This is a genomic window from Amycolatopsis sp. NPDC004772 (assembly GCF_053601215.1).
Genome location: NZ_JBSGBK010000074.1, coordinates 16131 through 32814 on the forward strand (window position 1 = coordinate 16131; position 16684 = coordinate 32814).

The following is a 16684-nucleotide window of genomic DNA, read 5'->3' on the forward strand; positions in this document are numbered from 1 at the left end:
GGTCAGTACTCGTTCTTGATGACGAAGTAGGAGCCGCGGATGGTGCCGGCCAGCTTGGACTTCTGACGGGCGAACTTGAAGGAGGACAGCTCCTCGGGCACGTCCATGCCCTCGGAGAGCTTGAACCCGACGGCCCGCTTACCGCCGTCGTCCACGGTGTACAGGACGTTGACCGACAGGCCGTTTTCGTAGAAGACGTAGGTCCAGCGGACGTTCTCGACCTGGAAGGCGGTGGCCTCGAGCGGGGGCGAGGCGATGACGATGCCGCGCTCTTCCTCGAGGATGCGGTGCACCAGGTCGACGGCCTCCCGGGCTTCGCTCGCGGGTTCGACGGTGAAGACGTGGCCGTACTTGTTCTTGAAGTACCGGGCCTCGTTCGCCCGCAGCCCGGCCAGCGCGTCCGCCACCGGTGACGACTCCAGGCCGGCGGTCGATACGGTGTCGAAGTCCACGGTGTGGGGCATGGCGATCCTCCGCGTGTGTCCGGTTCGGACCCAGCGTAGGCGCCCGGTCAGTAGGACGCCCGCCCGTACACGCCTTGCTTGCTGAAGCTCAGGTAGAACCGGGTGCCGTCCTTGACGTCGGTGGCCGCGAGTCCCCAGGTGCCGGCGTACACCGTGCGACGGCTGTTGCAGGAGATGCCGCCGCTCGAGGGCAGGAAGCACGTGGAGACGCTGACCGTCTCGGTCATCTTGACGTTGATGTCGTAGCAGTAGGACGTCGTCACCGCCTCGCCGTAGGGCGGCCAGTGCCCGTTGGGGTCCGCGCCGTTGATCGTGTGGAAGTGGTCGTTGCACGCGAGCACCGTCGCCGAAGCGGCCGGGCCGGGAGCGAAGACCAGCCCGGCCAGGGCCAAGGGGACGGTCACGAGCGAGAGCGCCTTCCGTCGGTTCATCGGTTTCTCCTCCGAGCGTGGGTGGGCGAAGCGCCACCGTGCCACGGCCGGACCGGCCCGGACCGGTGTTTCGAACAGGTTCGAAACCGCTCGCAAAAAATTCCGCGCCGGGTTGTCGGATTCCGTGGGCGGCGTTCGTAGCAGGGGTGAAGCCACCCGCGAACGGAAGGAACCCCGGCCATGAAGCTGACGACCATCACCCAGATCACCCTCGACGGAGTCGTGCAGGGCAACGGCGGCGCGTCCGACGAAGACCGCCGGAACGGGTTCGACCGGGGCGGCTGGGCCCTCGGGGCCGGGGACGACGAAACCCGGGCCTTCATCACCGAGACCTACCAGCGCGCCGACGCCTTCCTCTTCGGGCGCCGCACCTACGAGCTGTTCGCCGGCGCGTGGGGGCCGAGCACGCACCCCATCGGTGTGGCCCTGAACGCCGCCCCCAAGTACGTCGCCTCGGGCACGCTCACCGAGGCGCACTGGACCGGGACGACCGTGCTCGCCGGTGACCTCGCGAGCGCCGTCGCCGAGCTGAAGGCCCGGCCCGGCGGCGAACTGCAGGTGCACGGCAGTGGCACCCTGGTCCGGTGGCTGCTGGCGTACGGTCTGGTCGACGAGCTGACGCTGCTCGTCGTCCCGGTGGTCCTCGGCCAGGGCACCCGGCTGTTCCCGGAAACCGGCCCGGACCTCGCGCTCGACCTGGTCGAGTCGCGGGTCGACGCGAAGGGCGTGACCATCCAGGTCCACCGGCCGGCCGGGCGGCCGCGCTACGCGACGGCTTGAGCTTCTTCCCCCGAGAAAGGATTCTGTATGCAGTATCTGGTCTCCGTCATCGACGACAAGGTCGAGCCCGGCAGCACCGACCGGCAGCCCTTCATCAGCGAGTTCAACGACCGGCTGATCGCCGACGGCCACTGGGTCTTCGCCGGCGGGCTCGCGGACACCGACGCGGCCACGGTCGTCGACAACCGGGGTGAGCAGGCCGTGCTCACCGACGGGCCGTTCGTCGAGTCGAAGGAGTACCTCGCCGGCTTCTGGGTGTGGGACGTCCCCGACCTCGACGTCGCGCTCACGCTCGCCGCCGAGGCGTCGAAGGTGTGCGACCGGAAGATCGAAGTGCGGCCGTTCCGGTGAGCGGCGCCGGGGAAGCGGTGACCCGGGCCCACCACGAAGAGTGGGCCCGGGTGGTGGCCGCCCTGACCCGGCGGTTCGGGGACCTCGACGTCGCCGAGGAGGCGGCCGCCGAGGCGTTCGCGACCGCCGTCGAGCGGTGGCCGGGCGACGGCGTGCCGCCGAACCCCGGGGCCTGGCTGACCACCACCGCCGTCCGGAAGGCGATCGACCGGATCCGGCGCGAGAACAAGCGCGACGACAAGCACGAGGAGGCCCGGATGCTGCACGACGACACCCCGCCCGCGCCCGCCGGTGCCATCGGCGACGACCGGCTGCGACTGGTTTTCACCTGCTGCCACCCGGCCCTGGCGACGCAGGCCCGGGTGGCCCTGACGCTGCGCCTGGTCGGCGGCCTGACCGTGCCCGAGATCGCCCGCGCCTTCCTGGTCCGGGAGTCCACTTTGGAGCAGCGGATCACCCGGGCCAAGGCCAAGATCAAGGCCGCCCGCATCCCGTACCGCGTACCGTCCGCCGAGGACCTCCCGGCCCGCGTGTCGAGCGTGCTCACCGTCCTCTACCTCGTCTTCAACGAGGGCTACCTGGCGACCGGCCCCGGCACCGACCCGGTCCGGCACGAGCTGACCACCGAGGCGATCCGGCTCACCCGCCTGGTCCACGCGCTCCTGCCGGACGACGGCGAGGTGACCGGGCTGCTGGCGCTGATGCTGCTCATCGAGGCCCGCCGCCCGGCCCGCGTCGCGGCGGGCGAACTGGTGGCCCTCGACGAGCAGGACCGCGGCGTCTGGGACCGCGCGCTGATCGCCGAGGGGCACCGGCTGGTGCGCGAACGCCTCGCCGCCGGGGTGGCGCCGGGCCGCTACCAGATCCTCGCGGCGATCAACGCCGTGCACACGTCGGCCCGCGATATCCGCGACACCGACTGGTCGCAGGTCGTCGCCCTCTACGACCAGCTGGTCCGGGTCGACGCCTCGCCGGTCGTCGCCCTCAACCGGGCGATCGCGGTCGCCGAACTCGACGGCCCGGAGGTGGCCCTGGCGGCCGTCGGCCGGCTCGAGGACCAGCTGGCCGGCTACCACGCCTACCACGCGACCCGCGCCGACCTGCTGCGCCGGCTGTCCCGCGGGGCCGAGGCCCGGGCGGCGTACGACAAGGCGATCGAGCTGGCGGGCAACACGGCCGAGGTCGCGTCCCTGAAGCGCCGCCGGGACCGGCTGAGTTAGTCCACAGTGGACGCGACTGCTCGGCTATTCGTGTGGATCGCCCTCGCCGCAGCACAACTCGCGCGGTGCTTCGGCTACTGTCCGCGGCAAGGGAGACCGGCGTCGCCGGTCGAGGAGGGGAGTCATCGTGCTGCGGATTTTCCGAAGATCGCTGGCGGCCGTGGTCGTGTTTTCCGGGGCGCTGGCGGGGACCGCGCAGGCCGCCCCGGGCGGGCCGGTCGACCTCGGGACCCTGCCGGGCGACGACGAGAGCATCGTCCTGGCGGTCAACGAGGCGGGGGTGATGGTCGGCCTTTCGTCCGTGGGCACCAATCCGCGGCGGGACCGCCCGGTCCGCTGGGACGCCGACGGCGTCATCACCGCGCTGCCGACCCCCGGCGGCAGTGCGGGACAGGTGCGGGACATCAACGAGCTCGGGGAGTCGGCCGGCTACGTGCTGACCGCGACCGACGCCGTGCCGGCCCGCTGGGACGCCCAGGGCCAGGCGACCACGCTGCAGGTCCCGCCCGGCTTCCACAACGCCACCGCCTTCGCGATCAGCGACACCGGCGTGGTCGTGGGGAACTGGCTGACGCCGGCCAACGAGTACCACGGCTTCCGCTGGGACCCGGACGGCCAGGCCACCGACCTGGGCACGCTGCCCGGCGAGACCTGGAGCATGGCCGAGGACATCTCCGCCGACGGCCGGATCGTCGTCGGCGGCGCCCAGCGCGCCGGGGCGAACCACGCCGTGCGCTGGGTCGACGGCGGGCCGATCACCGAGCTGGCGCCGCAGAGCCCGAGCAGCGGGGCCCACCTGGTCAACGCGGGCGGGGTCGCCGCCGGAACCACGAGCGGGCCCATCGTCCCGGCGACCTGGGACACCGGCGGCACGGCCCACCCGCTGGCCTGGCCCAGCCCGTACTCGGTCTGGATCTCCTGGATCGGCTCCACCGGCTACGTCGTGGGCTACGGCTACCTCACCCCGCCGGCCCGCTCGGCGGTGCGCTGGGCCCCCGACGGCACCGTGGCCGTCCTGGCCGACGACGGCTCCAGCGCCGACGTCCAAGGGGTCGACGCGGAGGGCACCGCAGTGGGCACGCTCCGGAGCCGGGCGACCGTCTGGTACCGGAACGGGCCGCGCACGCAGCTCGCGATGCTGCCCAGCAGCACCCGCAGCGAAGCTTCCCGGATCACCGACAGCGGCCGGGTCATCGGGCGGGCCAACACCGCGGCCGGGAAGTACCACGGGGTGTTCTGGACCCTCCGGTGAGGCCCTGACCCGATCCGGGGCCGGGCCGTGTCACGGCCGTGATCACCGCGCCGCAGGCTGTACCGAATGCGAACTGGGGTTTTCCTGCGGTGGCTGGGGCATCCGCTGATCATCGGCGCCACCACGGTGTTATTGCTCAACGACCAGGTGTTCAAACCGTGGTGGCCGGGGCTCGTCACCGGCAAGCTCAGCGACTTCGCCGGGCTGGTGGCGGCCCCGCCGGTGCTCGGGCTGCTCCTCGGCCTGTTCTTCGCCGGCCGGACCGCCGCCGCGGCCGCGGCCGCGGTGCTGGTGACCGGCGCGGGGTTCGCGCTGGTCAAACTGACCGCCGTGGGCGCCGGCGTCGCGTCCGCGGCCTGGTCGGTCGTCAACGGGCCATCGGTGATCCTGGCCGATCCGACCGACCTGGTCGCGTTGCCCGCGCTGGGCCTGTCCTGGTGGGCCTGGCGCCGGGTGACGTCGGCCCCGCCCCTGCCGGTGCGGCTGCGGGTGGTGGCCGCGGTCCCGTTCACCGTTCTGGCGATCACGGCGACGTCGGCGCCCAGCGAGCACACCCCGGCCGTGCAGTCCGTGCGGAGCGAGGGCACGCAGGTGGTGATCGAGGCGGGCGGCGGGTTCTACGGCTCCGTCTCGGGCGTCGACGGCTGGCGGTTCCTCGAGGAGGCGCCCCCGCCGCCCTGGCCGACGCCCCGGAAGCGGGTCGAAGCCTGCGCGCCCGAGGCGGCGACGCACTGCTACCGCGTGCACGGCGCCGACGTCGTCGACGACACGCGCGGCGGCCGGCTGCTCGGCGTCGACGAAACGACCGACGGCGGCCGGACCTGGCACACCGCCTGGGAGGTGCCCGCCGTCCGGTGGGAGTTCGTCCAGCGGCAGCACCCGTTTCCCGCCGGGATCGTCAACGTGGCCAAACTGGCCAGCACGGAGGTCGCCGTCCGCGCCGTCCCGGGTGGACACCAGGTGATCGTGGCCAACGGCGTGGAGGGGCTGGCCGTCCGCGACGCCGGCGGGACCTGGCGCCGGGTGCCCGTCGTGGACGCCGGAACCGGCCTGGACATCCGGCCGGTGCCGCTCACCGCGTTCGGCCGGGTGATCGGGGTGGACGTCATGACGGCCGGGCTGCTCGCCCTGCTCGCGCTGGCGATCGGGACGGCGGTGGCGGCCGGCCGGGTCCGCGCCCGGCACGGCCGCGGGCTGATGGCGGCGCTGCCCGTCACCCTGTTCCTCTTCGCCTCCGTCCCGATCAGCGGCATCGTGGTGTTCTTCGGTTCGAACGCCGGGCAGTCGACCCTGCTCTGGCTGGTGACCGAGGTGTGCCTGCTCGGCGTCGGTACCGCGCTCGTCGTGGCACCACGACGGCCGCTGTCCCGGCCGCGCATGCCGGTGGTGGTCGCGGCCGCCGTCCTGCCCGGACTGGCCTCCGTCGTGCCCGCGCTGGGCTGGACGCTCGGTCACCCGCAAGAGCCGGCCCCGGGCATCCTCGGGCCGATCCTCGCCGCGGCGTGCCTGCCGGTGGTCGTCGCGGCCGGCTGGTGGGCGGGCGCGCGCGACCCGGACCCGGACCTGCGGGTGGAACCGCCGTGGCCGCCGCTGTCCTGGCCGCCGCAGGACACGAGCGGGCCGATGCCGGGGTCGTAGCGCAGAGGCAGGCGCGCCGCCGTTTCGCGCGCCGAGCCGGCGTCAGCGCTGGAGGGTCAGCACGGCGGGGCGCCAGGGCAGGTGGTTGTAGTCGGTGCCGTCGGACGCGGGGTTGCGGCCCTGGTACAGCAGTTGCAGGTGGCAGGGGTCGACCGTCTTGGTCTGGTCCGGGTTGGTGCGGACCAGGTCGCCGTGGCTGATGTCGTTGGTCCACGTCGCGCCGCTGTTGGCCTTGCCCGCGAAGGGGTTGCTCTCGGTCGCGGCCTGCGGGGTCCACGTGCCGCCCAGGCTGGTGGCGGTGAACGAGCGGAAGAAGCGGCCGCCCGCGCCCATCGCCTCGACGAGCATCAGGTATTGGTTCTGGCCCTGGACCTTGTAGACCTCGACGGCTTCGAAGAGGTTGGCCGTGGTGTCGCTCATGATCGTCGTGTAGTTCGAGCCGAAGCTGCCCGGGAAGTTGCCGATCGGCATGCTCGCCCGGTAGATCTTGCCGTTGTCACCGGCGAAGAACAGGTACATGTTCGTGCCGTCGCCGATGAGGGTCTGGTCGAGGGGCGCGCCGCCGGGGATGGTGCCGGTGAACAGCTCCTGCGGGGCGGACCAGCCGTTCGCGTTGGTGGGGTCGCTCGACGTCCGGTAGCTGAAGGTGGTCGGGCCCCACTGGTAGGCGAGCACCCAGATGTTCCTGGGGGCGAAGTAGAACAGCGTCGGGGCGACCGTGCCGATGGTCATTCCGGTCTGGCCGGCCGAGGCCATGTCGGACCAGTTCGTGAAGGGGCTGAACGCCATCGAGCCGTACGACCCGGACGTGTCGGTCGTCGACCCGTAGACGACGTGCTTGCCGTTGTAGACCACGCTGCTGAAGTCCTTGAGCGCGAGCCAGCCCGCCTTCGGTTCGGCCAGCGGGCCCGTCGAGGACCAGCGGTAGGACGCCGGGAGGGCGCACGAGGCGGTGTCGCCGAGCTTGACGAGCTGCCACTGCTGGTTGGCGCCCTTCCAGTCGCCGTACTGGACGACGGCGGCGCCGTCCGCGGTCGACGCGCCGGTCACCTCCACGGCCTTGCCGCTGTTGCGGTTGAGCAGGCGGAGGTAGCCGCCGTCGGAGTCGGCGAGGCTGAACTGCTGGTTGGTGCCGTTGAGGTCGGTCCACTGCTGGACCTTCGCGCCGTCCGCGGTCGACCAGTTGCCGATGTTGAGGACCTTGCCGGAGTTCTTCGACTTCAGCCGGTAGAAGCCGTTGCCGGAGTCCACGAACTGCCACTGCTGGTTGGCGCCGTCGTGGCGGGACCATTGGTGGATCGCCGCGCCGTCGGCGGTGGACGCCCCGGAAACGTCCAGCACCTTGCCGCTGTTGCGGTTGACCAGCACGTACCACGCACTCGTGTCGACGGTGGCCGCCGACGCCGCGCCGGGGTGGAGCACGACCGCCGCGGTGGCCGCGAGGACGGTGGTGAGCACGGCGATCAGCGCGCGCGTCCTCCGGCTGCGCCGGACGCGAACCGCTCGGTGGGATGACCTCATCGGTTCTCCTTCGCGGATCTGTTAGCGCTAACAATCAGCCCGGAAAAATGTAGGGCTTTTCCCGTGTGCCGTCAACTTTCGATTTCGTCGAATTCATCGGACAACGCCGGGAAGCAGCAGTCCGGGCGGTGGGCTGTCCCACCGGTCGAACACGGGTGGCGCGGTGTAGTCGTCGGTGCTGACCTGGGAAAGGTCGACCTCGCCGCCGGTGAACCGGGCCCCGCGGAAACTTACTTCACCACCCGTGAACGCGGCGCCGTCGAACTGGACGCGCCCGCCGCTGAACTCCGCGTTTTCGAAAGTCACCCGGGCGTCGCCGTCGAACGTGGCGCCACCGAACCAGACTTCGCCGCCGCTGACGTGCATTCCGTCGAACGACGTCCAGCCGCCGGGAAACCGGGCCAGGCTGAGCAGCAACCGGCCGCCGGTCATCCGGATGTCCGCGAAATCGGCGGAGCGGAGCACGGCCCGCAGGAGGTTGAACTCGTGACCGTGCCAGCCGACCGGCGCGCCCGGGCGGAGGTGATCGCTGATCACGCTGGTGATCGAAAGGCGCACTTCGGATTCTTCGTCGTGGTACCACGGCGAATCGATCGCGGGCTCGTACGGGATGCGCAGGTACGCGCACAGCACGTCGATGCACACCTGGCGCTGCTCGAGCCATTCGTCGGCCAGGCTGGCCATGGCGTAGATCCCGGCGAGCCGGACGGTCGGCTTCTCGTGGCCGATCTGCGCGCAAGCACTGGCGAAGCGCTCGTTGAGCACCTTGACGCGCTCGCGAGCCTCGGCGATCTCCCCGATCCGCTGCTTGCGGTAGGCGACGACCAGCGCCACCACCCCGCCGACCCCGGCCACCACCGACAAGGCGATCTTGACGACGTTCAGCCGCGTGTCCGCACTCGGCGCGGCGGGCAACCCCAGCGCCAGCCACAAGAGCCCGGCCGCGACGGCGAACACGCCGAGCCCGATGCAGACCACCGCGACGAGGTGCCGTTTGATGGACCACAGTCCGGTGGTCGGTGCGTTCGTCGAAGCCACGGCGAAATCCTAGAGCGCGTCCGGAGCCGGCGTGGGTGTTTCCGGGCGGCGGGGCAGGGTCAGCGTGAACACCGCGCCGCCGTCGTCGTGCGCGGTCAGGTCGCCGCCGTGGAGCAGCGCCGTGGCGGGCGGCCTCACCGGCGCGTGGCACCGGACCACGGTCACGGTTCCCGCGGATCCCGTTGCCACCGAACGGAAGTTCTGCTGAGACGCTCCCACAGCTTCGCGGCCAGAACGGCGACGGTCAGCAGCGCGACGCTGCCGGCGACGTCCAGGACGTAGTGGTTCCCGGTGGCGAAGACGTCCGCCACCATGAGCGCCGGGAACAGCCACGCCAGCAGCGCCAGCCGGGGATGCGTGGCCCGCAGGACGGTCCACACGGCATACGCGCACCACAGCGACCAGCCGACGTGCATGCTCGGCATCGCCGTGTGGTGGGTGGGCCTCGTCCAGCTCTCCACGGCCAGGAAGTCGTACCTGGCCACGATGTCGACCGCCCCGGGCAGGGCGAACCGCGGCGGCGACATCGGCACCGCCCAGTAGACCGGCAGCACGAGGGCCATCATCGCGACCATCGTCCGGCGGACGTGGCGGTAGCTGCCGGCGTGCCGGACGAACACCCACAGCAGCACACCGGCGACCACCAGGTAGTACAGCCGGTACAGGTACACCGCCAGGTGTGCGAGGACCGGCTGCCCGGCCAGCCAAGCGTTCACGCTCAGTTCGATGTCGAGGTGCACCGAGTGTTCGAGGGCCTGCAGGGCCCGCGCATGGGCTTCGGCGGCCGCGAAATCCTTGCCCACAGCGGCGTCGAGACGCGCGAAGAGCAGGAACCACAGCACCAGGAAGGTCAGCTCGACGAGCACTCCGGGCCGCTCGCCGGTGCCCCGGACGAGCGTCGCCTTCACGCCGGGAGGGCCCGCCGCAGGAATTCCGCGGTCAGCTCCCAGGCCCGGGCCGCGGCTTCGGGGTGGTGGAACATCGGCGCCACGTTGTTGTGGAAGGCGTGCCCGGCGTCCTCCTGCACGTGGATTTCCGCCCCCGGGTGCGCGGCGACGGCCGCCTCCACCACGGCCACATCGGACCTCGGGATGTACGGGTCCTGCCCGCCGAAGTGGAACTGGATCGGACACTCGACCCGGGACAGCCCGTCGATCTGGGCCGCGACCGTGGAGCCGTAGAAGGAGACCGCCACGTCCGGATCGCCCTCGACCGCCGCCGCGAACGCCAGCGAGCCGCCCAGGCAGAAGCCCAGGACGCCGACGCCGCCGGCCACCGACGGCAGCGAACGCAGGTGGGCGACCGTGGCCAGGACGTCCGCCACCGCGAGCGCGGGGTCGAGTGTGCTCGCGACCTTCATCGACGCCGCGACCCCGGCTTCGTCGTGCGTCGAGGACCAGCCCGGCGCCGTCCGCCAGAACAGTTCCGGGACGGCCACCACGTATCCCATCCCGGCCAGGTCGGCCGCGACCGAGCGCAGGTAGTCGTCGAGGCCGAAGATCTCCTGGACCAGCACCAAGCCGGGGCCGCGGCCGGACGGGGGGTGCCAGATCGGGAGGTCGGCGAGCATCGGGTTCGTCACCCGATCACCGTACTGGTTCCGCGGCCGGGAGCGTCCTAAGTTGGGGTGCCGACCAAGGAGGCGTGATGGCTGAGCAGACCAAATACGTCCTGGACGAAGCCGATCTCCCGACCCAGTGGTACAACGTCATCCCCGACCTGCCCGAGCCGCCGCCACCGCCGCTGCACCCCGGCACGCGCGAGCCCGTCGGCCCGGACGACCTCGCGCCGCTGTTCCCGCAGGCGCTCATCGCCCAGGAAGTGACGACGGATCGCTATGTCGACATCCCGGAGGAGGTCCGGGAGGTCTACCGGCTCTGGCGCCCGTCGCCGCTGTTCCGGGCGCGCCGGCTGGAGAAGGCGCTGGGCACGCCCGCGCGGATCTACTACAAGTACGAGGGGGTCAGCCCGGTCGGGTCGCACAAGCCGAACACCGCGGTGCCGCAGGCGTTCTACAACGCGGCCGAAGGCGTCACGCGGCTGACCACCGAGACCGGCGCCGGCCAGTGGGGGAACGCGCTCGCCTTCGCGTGTGCCCAGTACGGGCTGGAGTGCGAGGTCTGGCAGGTCCGCGCGTCCTACGACCAGAAGCCCTACCGCAAGCTGATGATGGAGACGTTCGGCGCGACCGTCCACCCGAGCCCGTCCGAGCTGACCGAGTCCGGCCGCGCGATCCTCAAGCAGCACCCGGATTCCACGGGCAGTCTCGGGATCGCGATCAGCGAAGCCGTCGAGCAGGCGGCGCAGGACCCGGACGCGCGGTACGCGCTGGGCAGCGTGCTCAACCACGTGCTGCTGCACCAGACGGTGATCGGCGAGGAGGCCCTCAAGCAGTTCGAGCTGGCCGGCGACACCCCGGACGTCCTGGTCGGCTGCACCGGCGGCGGGTCCAACTTCGGCGGGCTCGCTTTCCCGTTCCTGCGCGAGAAACTGGCGGGCCGGATGAACCCGGTGATCCGCGCGGTCGAGCCGGCCGCGTGCCCCTCGCTGACGCGCGGGAAGTACGCCTACGACTTCGGCGACACGGCCGGGCTCACGCCGTTGCTCAAGATGCACACGCTCGGCCACGAGTTCATCCCGGACCCGATCCACGCGGGCGGGCTGAGGTACCACGGGATGTCCCCGCTGATCTCGCACATCTACGAGCTCGGCCTGATCGAGGCGATCGCCATCGGTCAGCAGGAGTGCTTCGCGGCGGGGGTCCGGTTCGCCCGGTCGGAAGGCATCATCCCGGCACCGGAGCCGACGCACGCGCTGGCGGCGTGCATCCAGGAAGCATTGCGGTGTAAGGAAAGCGGTGAGGAGAAGGTGATCCTCACGGCGTTGTGCGGTCACGCTCATCTGGATCTGCCGGCGTATGGCGCGTACCTCGCCGGGAACATGGTGGACGACGAGCTGTCCGATGCGGTCCTCGAGGAATCCCTGGCGGCGCTGCCTTAGAGGGCGTCCGGGATCTCCGGGCGGGTGAGCTCGGTGCGGGCGGTCGCCAGGACCACGCGGTCGCGGCCGCCCGCCTTCGCTTCGAACACCGCGTCGTCGGCAGCCTGGAGGAGGATCGTGTACTCCGTGGCCGTTTCCGGGTACACCGCCGCGCCGATCGAGGCCGTCAGACCGCTGATCACCTCGGGCTTGCCCGGGCGGATCACCGGGACCGGCACCTCGATCCGGGCGATCGCCCGGCGGATGCGGTCCGCGACCGACGCGATCTCGGCGCTGGTCGTGCCCGGCAGGAGGACCACGAACTCGTCGCCGCCGAAGCGGCCCACGTAGTCGCCGCCGCGGACCGAGCCCTGGATCGCCGCCGCCACCGAGCGCAGGACCTCGTCGCCCGCCAGGTGGCCGTTGTCGTCGTCGATGGCTTTGAAATGGTCGATGTCGATCATCAGCACGCCGGCCGTCGAGGACAGCTCCGCCGCGCGGGCGAGCTCGTTGCGGGCCAGCTGCACCCAGAACTCCGGCGCGAGCAGCGCCGTCTTGGAGTCGGTGCGCGCGGCCGCCTGGAACTGGGGGAGCAGCAGGCCGATGTGCAGCGCCACCGGCGTCACCATGAGCACCGGCAGCAGCCACGGCCGGACCGTCATCACCAGCGCGATCCCGCAGCCGACCCCCACCGCGGCCAGCACGATCAGCACGTCGGACGGGTTGCCGAACGCCTGCCGCGGCGGCTTGCCCGGATTGCTCATCAGGATGGCCAGGATCACGAGCACGTAGTTCAGGCCGAAGTAGACGATCCCGGACGTCAGCAGCGCGAGCATCCCGCCGAAGCCGTCCAGGTAGGGGACGTAGGGCGCCACGTGCCCGGTGCCGGCCCACAGCACCGCCCCCGCGGCGGCGCAAGCGAGGATCACGGTCGCGCCGGAGAACACTTTCCGGTGAATCACCCCGCGCCGTTTGTAGACCCGGACCCAGGAATGGGCATAACTCACGACGATGACCAAGGTGGCCAACGGCGGCGGCAGCAGGAGCAGCCCGGCGAAGATCCAGATCGACTGCAGGTGCATGTGCGGCCGGCCGTCGGCGGCCAGCTCCCGGATGCGCTCGATGCGTTGCGCCGCTTCGAGGTGCACGACCTCACCGGCGAGGATCAGTCCACACCAGAGCAACGATTGGGTGGTGATCGGCACCAGCGCGGCCGTCGAGACGACCGCGATCAGCGCCAGGGCGTCGACGATGAGGACGTAGCCGAACACCGGAGTGGCCAGCTTCCACATCGCCCACGTTCGGAAACCTGATCGTGGACGTTCTGAGCTGGGCTTTCGCCCTGGGGACCCGGACAATCCCACGAAACGCCCTTCTGCTCAGGATGAAACTCTTCGCAGAATTCGTCACTGTAATCGAATGACCGCGGTGTGTCACTAGGCTGGTCGGGCTACCGTCCGGTCACTCACCGTGCAAGATCCCTCACGGAACTGGAGAAATCATGTCGCACTTCCTGCCCAACGCCAACATCGTCCCGTCCCGCCGCCGCGCGCAGCGGCCGACCGACTGGACCCGGCAGCTCCCCACCGACTGGACCCGCGCGATCCCCACGGACCGGACCCCGCGCCGGCTCCCGACCGACTGGACCGCCCGCGAATTCCCCACCGACTGGACGGTCCGCGAGCTCCCGACGGATTGGACGCGGCCCGGCGTCTCGCCAGCCGAGTGCCCCACCGACTGGACCCCGCGCCGCATCCCCACGGACTGGACGCAGGCCTGACCCGTGCCCGGTGGCCGGCCTCCGGGCCGGTCACCGGGGATCCGGTTGGGCGCCGCTCGGTCGGGCCGCGTCGGATGCCGCCGGTGCGCCTGGCCGGTTTTGCCTGACCTGGTCTTACCGCGGGGGTCCTGAGGGGCCGCTCGGTCGGGCCGCGCCGACTGCCGCCACCGCGCCCGATCGCGCCTGCCAACCCCCGTCACCGGCAATCCGCCCGTCGCCACAGCCGGGCGGCACCCAGCGCCGCCAGCACCCCCACCGCGCCCGCCCCCGCCACCACCCCGTGCGGGGCCCAGCGCTCGGCCGCCAGCCCCGCCAGCACCACACCGAGCCCCTGGGACACCCGCAACGCCGTCAACGCGAACCCGAACGCCTGGGCTCGCTGCCCCTCCGGTGTGAGCTGTACGAACGTCGTGTTCGCGATCAAGTTGTACGAACTGGCCACTCCGCACAGCGTGAACAGCGCCAACGTGGCCAACAGGTCCGGCCGCAGGGCGCACCCCACCAACGCCGCGCACGCCAGGACCGCGAGCGGTCCCAGCAGCGGGCCCCGTTGCGACTGGGGGATGCGGGACAGCGCGGCCATCCCCAGCACGTTCCCCAGCGCGAACGCCCCCAGCAGCAAGCCGACCACCACCGCGCCGCCGCCGAGTTCGGCGGCGTACGGGGCCGCGATCGCCTCGCCCGCTATATAGGTCCCCGACACGCAGCCCAGCGCCACCAGGGCGAGGCGGCGGCGGTCGCCCGCCACCACCGTCCAGCCCGTGCGGATGTGGCGCCACCAGCGCACGCCCGTCGAGCCCGGGGGCCTCGGGGCCACGCCGGCGACCAGGAACAGGGCCGACACCGCGAAGGTCGCCGCGTCCGTCAGCAGGGCGCCGCTCGTGCCCAGGCCCGCCACGAGGAGCCCGCCGAGGGCGAAGCCGGCGACCTGGCCCGCCTGGACCAGCATCATCAGCAGGCCCATCCCGGGCACGAACGTCTCGCCCGGCAGCACCTGCGGCAGCAGCGTCGCCCGCGCGGAGCTCCAGACCGGGTTGAACAGCTGGACGCCGACCAGCAGCGTCGCCACCGCCGGGAGCGGGAGGCCCGGTACCGCCATCGCGGCCACCGCGAGCGCCCGCAGGACGTCCGCCAGGACCATCACCGTGCGCGGCGGGTAGCGGTCGGCCAGCCCGGACAGCAGCGGCCCGCCGACCAGGTCCGGCAGGAACGTCAGCGCGTACGTCAGCGCCGCCCAGCCCGGCGAGTTCGTCCGGTCGTACACCAGGATCGACAGCGCGACCCGGGCCAGCTGGTCACCGGTGACCGAGACCAGCTGGGCCGAGAACAGCGCCCGGAACTCGGTCACGGCGAGGACGTCCCGGAACCCGACCGCGCGCCCGCTCATGGGCACTCAGGGTACCGCCGCGAACGCCCAGCGTGAACGTCCGTTAGGAGGTCACTGTCCCTCGCCGCAGACGATTTTCGGTTGCGGGTTGTAGTGGACGGTCCGGGTCGAGCGGCTGACCTCGCGGCCGGTGGCGGCGTCCTTGAGCACGCGGGTGTTGCTGGTGGTGAACCCCTGCGCGCCGTTCGACGCGTGGCAGTTCTCGGCCGGCCCCGGCTTGGTCGGTGGGTCGCTCCGGTTGGTCTGGGTGCCCTCGATCGACTCGACGGTGTAGCGCTTGGTGCCCCACAGCTTCACGGTGATCGACGACGGCGTCCAGATCGTCTGGATCGCGATGCCGGTCGGCGCGTCGTTGGTGAACTTGAGGTCGATGACGCTGGAACCGTTGGGGTTCTGGAACACCGTCGCCTCGCGCGCGGCGGGGTAGCGGCTGATGTAGTAGCTGTGCTCCTTGTGCCCCGCGTCCTTCAGGCCCGCGAAGTAGGACGCGTTGTACAGCGTGGTCGCGAACTGCGAAATGCCGCCGCCGACCTCGCGGCCGGGGGCGCCGTCCTTGATCACGCCCGCCTCGACGTACCCCTGGGCCGTGCCGCGCGGGCCGGTGAACCCGTTGAGGCTGAAGGTTTCCCCGGGCTTGACGATCGCGCCGTTCACCTTCTGGGCGACGGTCCGGATGTTCACCCCGGAGTCGGCCGCGAACTTCTGGGTGGTGAACTCGCCGACGACCTCCTTGATGCCGAGCTGGTTCGCCTGGTCGGTGGTCACCTTCGCCGGGCTGTCCTTGTAGACGGCGGCCACCTCGCGGCCGTCGGTCTTCTTCAGGACGTCGGGCAGCGGCTTGAGGCTGGGGTCCCAGTCGACCGTCCGGCCGTCGGTGGAGGGGTCCACCGCGGGCTTGCCGCCCTCGAAGACGACGGTCGCGTCCTTGCCCTCCTTCTCGGTGGACTTCAGCTGTGGCCCGGCGGCTTCGGCGATCTTCGCGTTGTCGATCTTCGGTGTCAGACCGCCGCCCTCGGCGGGCTCGAAGCTGATCGCCGCGGCGATCGCCTCCGGCTTCACGGTCGCGTTCTTGCCTTCGCCCTTGACCACCAGCGGGCCGGAGACGGCGGGCCGCGCGAACCCGTCGAGCGCCGCCTGGACGCCTTCGGGCGTGGTGCGCACCGGCGTGCTGGTCACCGGCAGCGCCAGGGTCTCCCCGCTCGCCCACTTCTCGACGACGGCGGCGGTCGCGGCCGGGACGTCGAGCTTCTGCCCGGCCTTCGGCGGGACGGCGACCGGTGCGGCACCCTCGAACTTCACGGTGCCCTCGACCGGGTCGCGGTCGACCTGACCGCGCAGCGCCTCCAGTGCGGCGGTGAGCTTCGCCTGGTCGGAGTGGCTCACCACGCCGACTTCGCGGCTGGAGAACAGCGACGCCAACCGCGTGAAGGGGTTCAGCGGCTGCTCACCGGCCTGGTCGAGGGTCTGCGGCCAGTCGAGCTTCAGCCCGGCGAGCGTCGGCGACAGCGTGCCCTGGTACTCGCCCGCGGTGACGGCGAGCGGGCGCGTCAGCCGCGGCTCGATCTTCCCGCGCAGTTCCTGTTCGGCCGCTTCCCGGCCCATGCCGCCGACGTCGACGCCGGCCACGGTCACCCCGCGCGGGACGCTGCCCTGGCTGATCAGGATGTCGATCCCGTAGATCGCGACCAGCACGCCGAAGACGCCGCCCGCGATCAGGCCGGCCTTGCGAAACGAGCGCTTCGCGGGGGCGGGGCCCGGTGCCGGCTCGGGCCGGACGACGGGCAGGACGTCGGTCTGCTCGCCGTGCGAGTCGGGCCAGTGCGGTTCGTGCGGCAACTCTCCA

General features: G+C 71.6%; 17 protein-coding genes. 7 read left to right on the forward strand and 10 right to left on the reverse strand.

Features of this window, described 5'->3' with window-relative positions:
* Window positions 1-2 precede the first annotated feature (2 nt).
* The gene (locus ACWEF6_RS32700) at window positions 3-464 is read right to left on the reverse strand and encodes a phage tail protein (protein WP_449686460.1); all 462 of its coding nucleotides are present in this window, start codon (window positions 462-464) and stop codon (window positions 3-5) included.
* Window positions 465-511: 47 nt separating this feature from the next.
* Window positions 512-895: a hypothetical protein gene (locus ACWEF6_RS32705; RefSeq protein ID WP_449686461.1), complete on the reverse strand. Its 384-nt coding sequence runs from the start codon at window positions 893-895 to the stop codon at window positions 512-514.
* 180 nt (window positions 896-1075) lie between these two features.
* Here ACWEF6_RS32705 and ACWEF6_RS32710 point away from each other — a divergent pair, with 180 nt between their 5' ends.
* From ACWEF6_RS32710 to ACWEF6_RS32730, 5 genes are all read left to right on the forward strand, one after another.
* Window positions 1076-1675 (forward strand): dihydrofolate reductase family protein, encoded by a 600-nt coding sequence (locus ACWEF6_RS32710; RefSeq protein ID WP_449686462.1) that lies wholly within the window; start codon window positions 1076-1078, stop codon window positions 1673-1675.
* Window positions 1676-1702: 27 nt separating this feature from the next.
* Window positions 1703-2026, forward strand: a complete 324-nt coding sequence (locus tag ACWEF6_RS32715; protein WP_449686463.1) for a YciI family protein — start codon at window positions 1703-1705, stop codon at window positions 2024-2026.
* Window positions 2023-3246, forward strand: coding sequence for an RNA polymerase sigma factor (locus ACWEF6_RS32720; RefSeq protein ID WP_449686464.1), 1224 nt, complete (start codon window positions 2023-2025; stop codon window positions 3244-3246). The genes ACWEF6_RS32715 and ACWEF6_RS32720 overlap by 4 nt, the downstream gene beginning before the upstream one ends.
* Window positions 3247-3373: 127 nt before the next feature.
* Window positions 3374-4498 carry an HAF repeat-containing protein gene (locus ACWEF6_RS32725; RefSeq protein ID WP_449686465.1) on the forward strand — a complete coding sequence of 375 codons (1125 nt, stop codon included), beginning with the start codon at window positions 3374-3376 and terminating at the stop codon, window positions 4496-4498.
* Window positions 4499-4564: 66 nt separating this feature from the next.
* A complete protein-coding gene (locus ACWEF6_RS32730) occupies window positions 4565-6136 on the forward strand; it encodes a hypothetical protein (RefSeq protein ID WP_449686466.1) in 1572 nt (523 codons plus the stop codon).
* A 42-nt stretch (window positions 6137-6178) separates the two neighbouring features.
* On the opposite strand, the gene ACWEF6_RS32735 is transcribed toward ACWEF6_RS32730, so the two are convergent.
* The 5 genes from ACWEF6_RS32735 to ACWEF6_RS32755 all read right to left on the reverse strand — a co-directional run bounded on the left by ACWEF6_RS32735 (window position 6179) and on the right by ACWEF6_RS32755 (window position 10265).
* Window positions 6179-7657 (reverse strand): non-reducing end alpha-L-arabinofuranosidase family hydrolase, encoded by a 1479-nt coding sequence (locus ACWEF6_RS32735; protein ID WP_449686467.1) that lies wholly within the window; start codon window positions 7655-7657, stop codon window positions 6179-6181.
* Between the two features lie 93 nt (window positions 7658-7750).
* Window positions 7751-8695: a pentapeptide repeat-containing protein gene (locus ACWEF6_RS32740; protein WP_449686468.1), complete on the reverse strand. Its 945-nt coding sequence runs from the start codon at window positions 8693-8695 to the stop codon at window positions 7751-7753.
* Between the two features lie 9 nt (window positions 8696-8704).
* Window positions 8705-8860 (reverse strand): hypothetical protein, encoded by a 156-nt coding sequence (locus ACWEF6_RS32745; protein ID WP_449686469.1) that lies wholly within the window; start codon window positions 8858-8860, stop codon window positions 8705-8707.
* Entirely contained in the window at window positions 8857-9603 is a 747-nt protein-coding gene (locus tag ACWEF6_RS32750; protein ID WP_449686470.1) for a phosphatase PAP2 family protein, read from the reverse strand. The genes ACWEF6_RS32745 and ACWEF6_RS32750 overlap by 4 nt, the downstream gene beginning before the upstream one ends.
* Window positions 9600-10265, reverse strand: coding sequence for a dienelactone hydrolase family protein (locus ACWEF6_RS32755; protein WP_449686484.1), 666 nt, complete (start codon window positions 10263-10265; stop codon window positions 9600-9602). Before ACWEF6_RS32755 ends, ACWEF6_RS32750 begins: the two co-directional genes overlap by 4 nt.
* Window positions 10266-10342: 77 nt before the next feature.
* Here ACWEF6_RS32755 and ACWEF6_RS32760 point away from each other — a divergent pair, with 77 nt between their 5' ends.
* A complete protein-coding gene (locus ACWEF6_RS32760) occupies window positions 10343-11695 on the forward strand; it encodes a TrpB-like pyridoxal phosphate-dependent enzyme (protein WP_449686471.1) in 1353 nt (450 codons plus the stop codon).
* Here the strand turns inward: ACWEF6_RS32760 and ACWEF6_RS32765 are convergent.
* A complete protein-coding gene (locus tag ACWEF6_RS32765; RefSeq protein WP_449686472.1) occupies window positions 11692-12966 on the reverse strand; it encodes a diguanylate cyclase in 1275 nt (424 codons plus the stop codon). The genes ACWEF6_RS32760 and ACWEF6_RS32765 overlap by 4 nt on opposite strands.
* Before the next feature lie 209 nt (window positions 12967-13175).
* On the opposite strand from ACWEF6_RS32765, the gene ACWEF6_RS32770 reads away from it, so the two are divergent.
* Entirely contained in the window at window positions 13176-13454 is a 279-nt protein-coding gene (locus ACWEF6_RS32770) for a hypothetical protein (protein ID WP_449686473.1), read from the forward strand.
* A 196-nt stretch (window positions 13455-13650) separates the two neighbouring features.
* Here ACWEF6_RS32770 and ACWEF6_RS32775 read toward each other — a convergent pair whose 3' ends face one another.
* Both ACWEF6_RS32775 and ACWEF6_RS32780 read right to left on the reverse strand, forming a co-directional pair.
* On the reverse strand, window positions 13651-14841 hold the full coding sequence (locus tag ACWEF6_RS32775; protein WP_449686474.1) for an MFS transporter: 1191 nt from the start codon (window positions 14839-14841) through the stop codon (window positions 13651-13653).
* A 51-nt stretch (window positions 14842-14892) separates the two neighbouring features.
* Window positions 14893-16677 (reverse strand): VanW family protein, encoded by a 1785-nt coding sequence (locus ACWEF6_RS32780; RefSeq protein WP_449686475.1) that lies wholly within the window; start codon window positions 16675-16677, stop codon window positions 14893-14895.
* Between the last annotated feature and the right edge of the window lie 7 nt (window positions 16678-16684).

Bases quoted from the DNA above. Each gene is read 5' to 3' on its own strand.
- ACWEF6_RS32700 (WP_449686460.1), bottom strand. From the start codon at position 464: ATGCCCCACACCGTGGACTTCGACACCGTATCGACCGCCGGCCTGGAG.
- ACWEF6_RS32705 (WP_449686461.1), bottom strand. From the start codon at position 895: ATGAACCGACGGAAGGCGCTCTCGCTCGTGACCGTCCCCTTGGCCCTG.
- ACWEF6_RS32710 (WP_449686462.1), top strand. From the start codon at position 1,076: ATGAAGCTGACGACCATCACCCAGATCACCCTCGACGGAGTCGTGCAG.
- ACWEF6_RS32715 (WP_449686463.1), top strand. From the start codon at position 1,703: ATGCAGTATCTGGTCTCCGTCATCGACGACAAGGTCGAGCCCGGCAGC.
- ACWEF6_RS32730 (WP_449686466.1), top strand. From the start codon at position 4,565: ATGCGAACTGGGGTTTTCCTGCGGTGGCTGGGGCATCCGCTGATCATC.
- ACWEF6_RS32735 (WP_449686467.1), bottom strand. From the start codon at position 7,657: ATGAGGTCATCCCACCGAGCGGTTCGCGTCCGGCGCAGCCGGAGGACG.
- ACWEF6_RS32755 (WP_449686484.1), bottom strand. From the start codon at position 10,265: ATGCTCGCCGACCTCCCGATCTGGCACCCCCCGTCCGGCCGCGGCCCC.
- ACWEF6_RS32760 (WP_449686471.1), top strand. From the start codon at position 10,343: ATGGCTGAGCAGACCAAATACGTCCTGGACGAAGCCGATCTCCCGACC.
- ACWEF6_RS32765 (WP_449686472.1), bottom strand. From the start codon at position 12,966: ATGTGGAAGCTGGCCACTCCGGTGTTCGGCTACGTCCTCATCGTCGAC.
- ACWEF6_RS32770 (WP_449686473.1), top strand. From the start codon at position 13,176: ATGTCGCACTTCCTGCCCAACGCCAACATCGTCCCGTCCCGCCGCCGC.
- ACWEF6_RS32775 (WP_449686474.1), bottom strand. From the start codon at position 14,841: ATGAGCGGGCGCGCGGTCGGGTTCCGGGACGTCCTCGCCGTGACCGAG.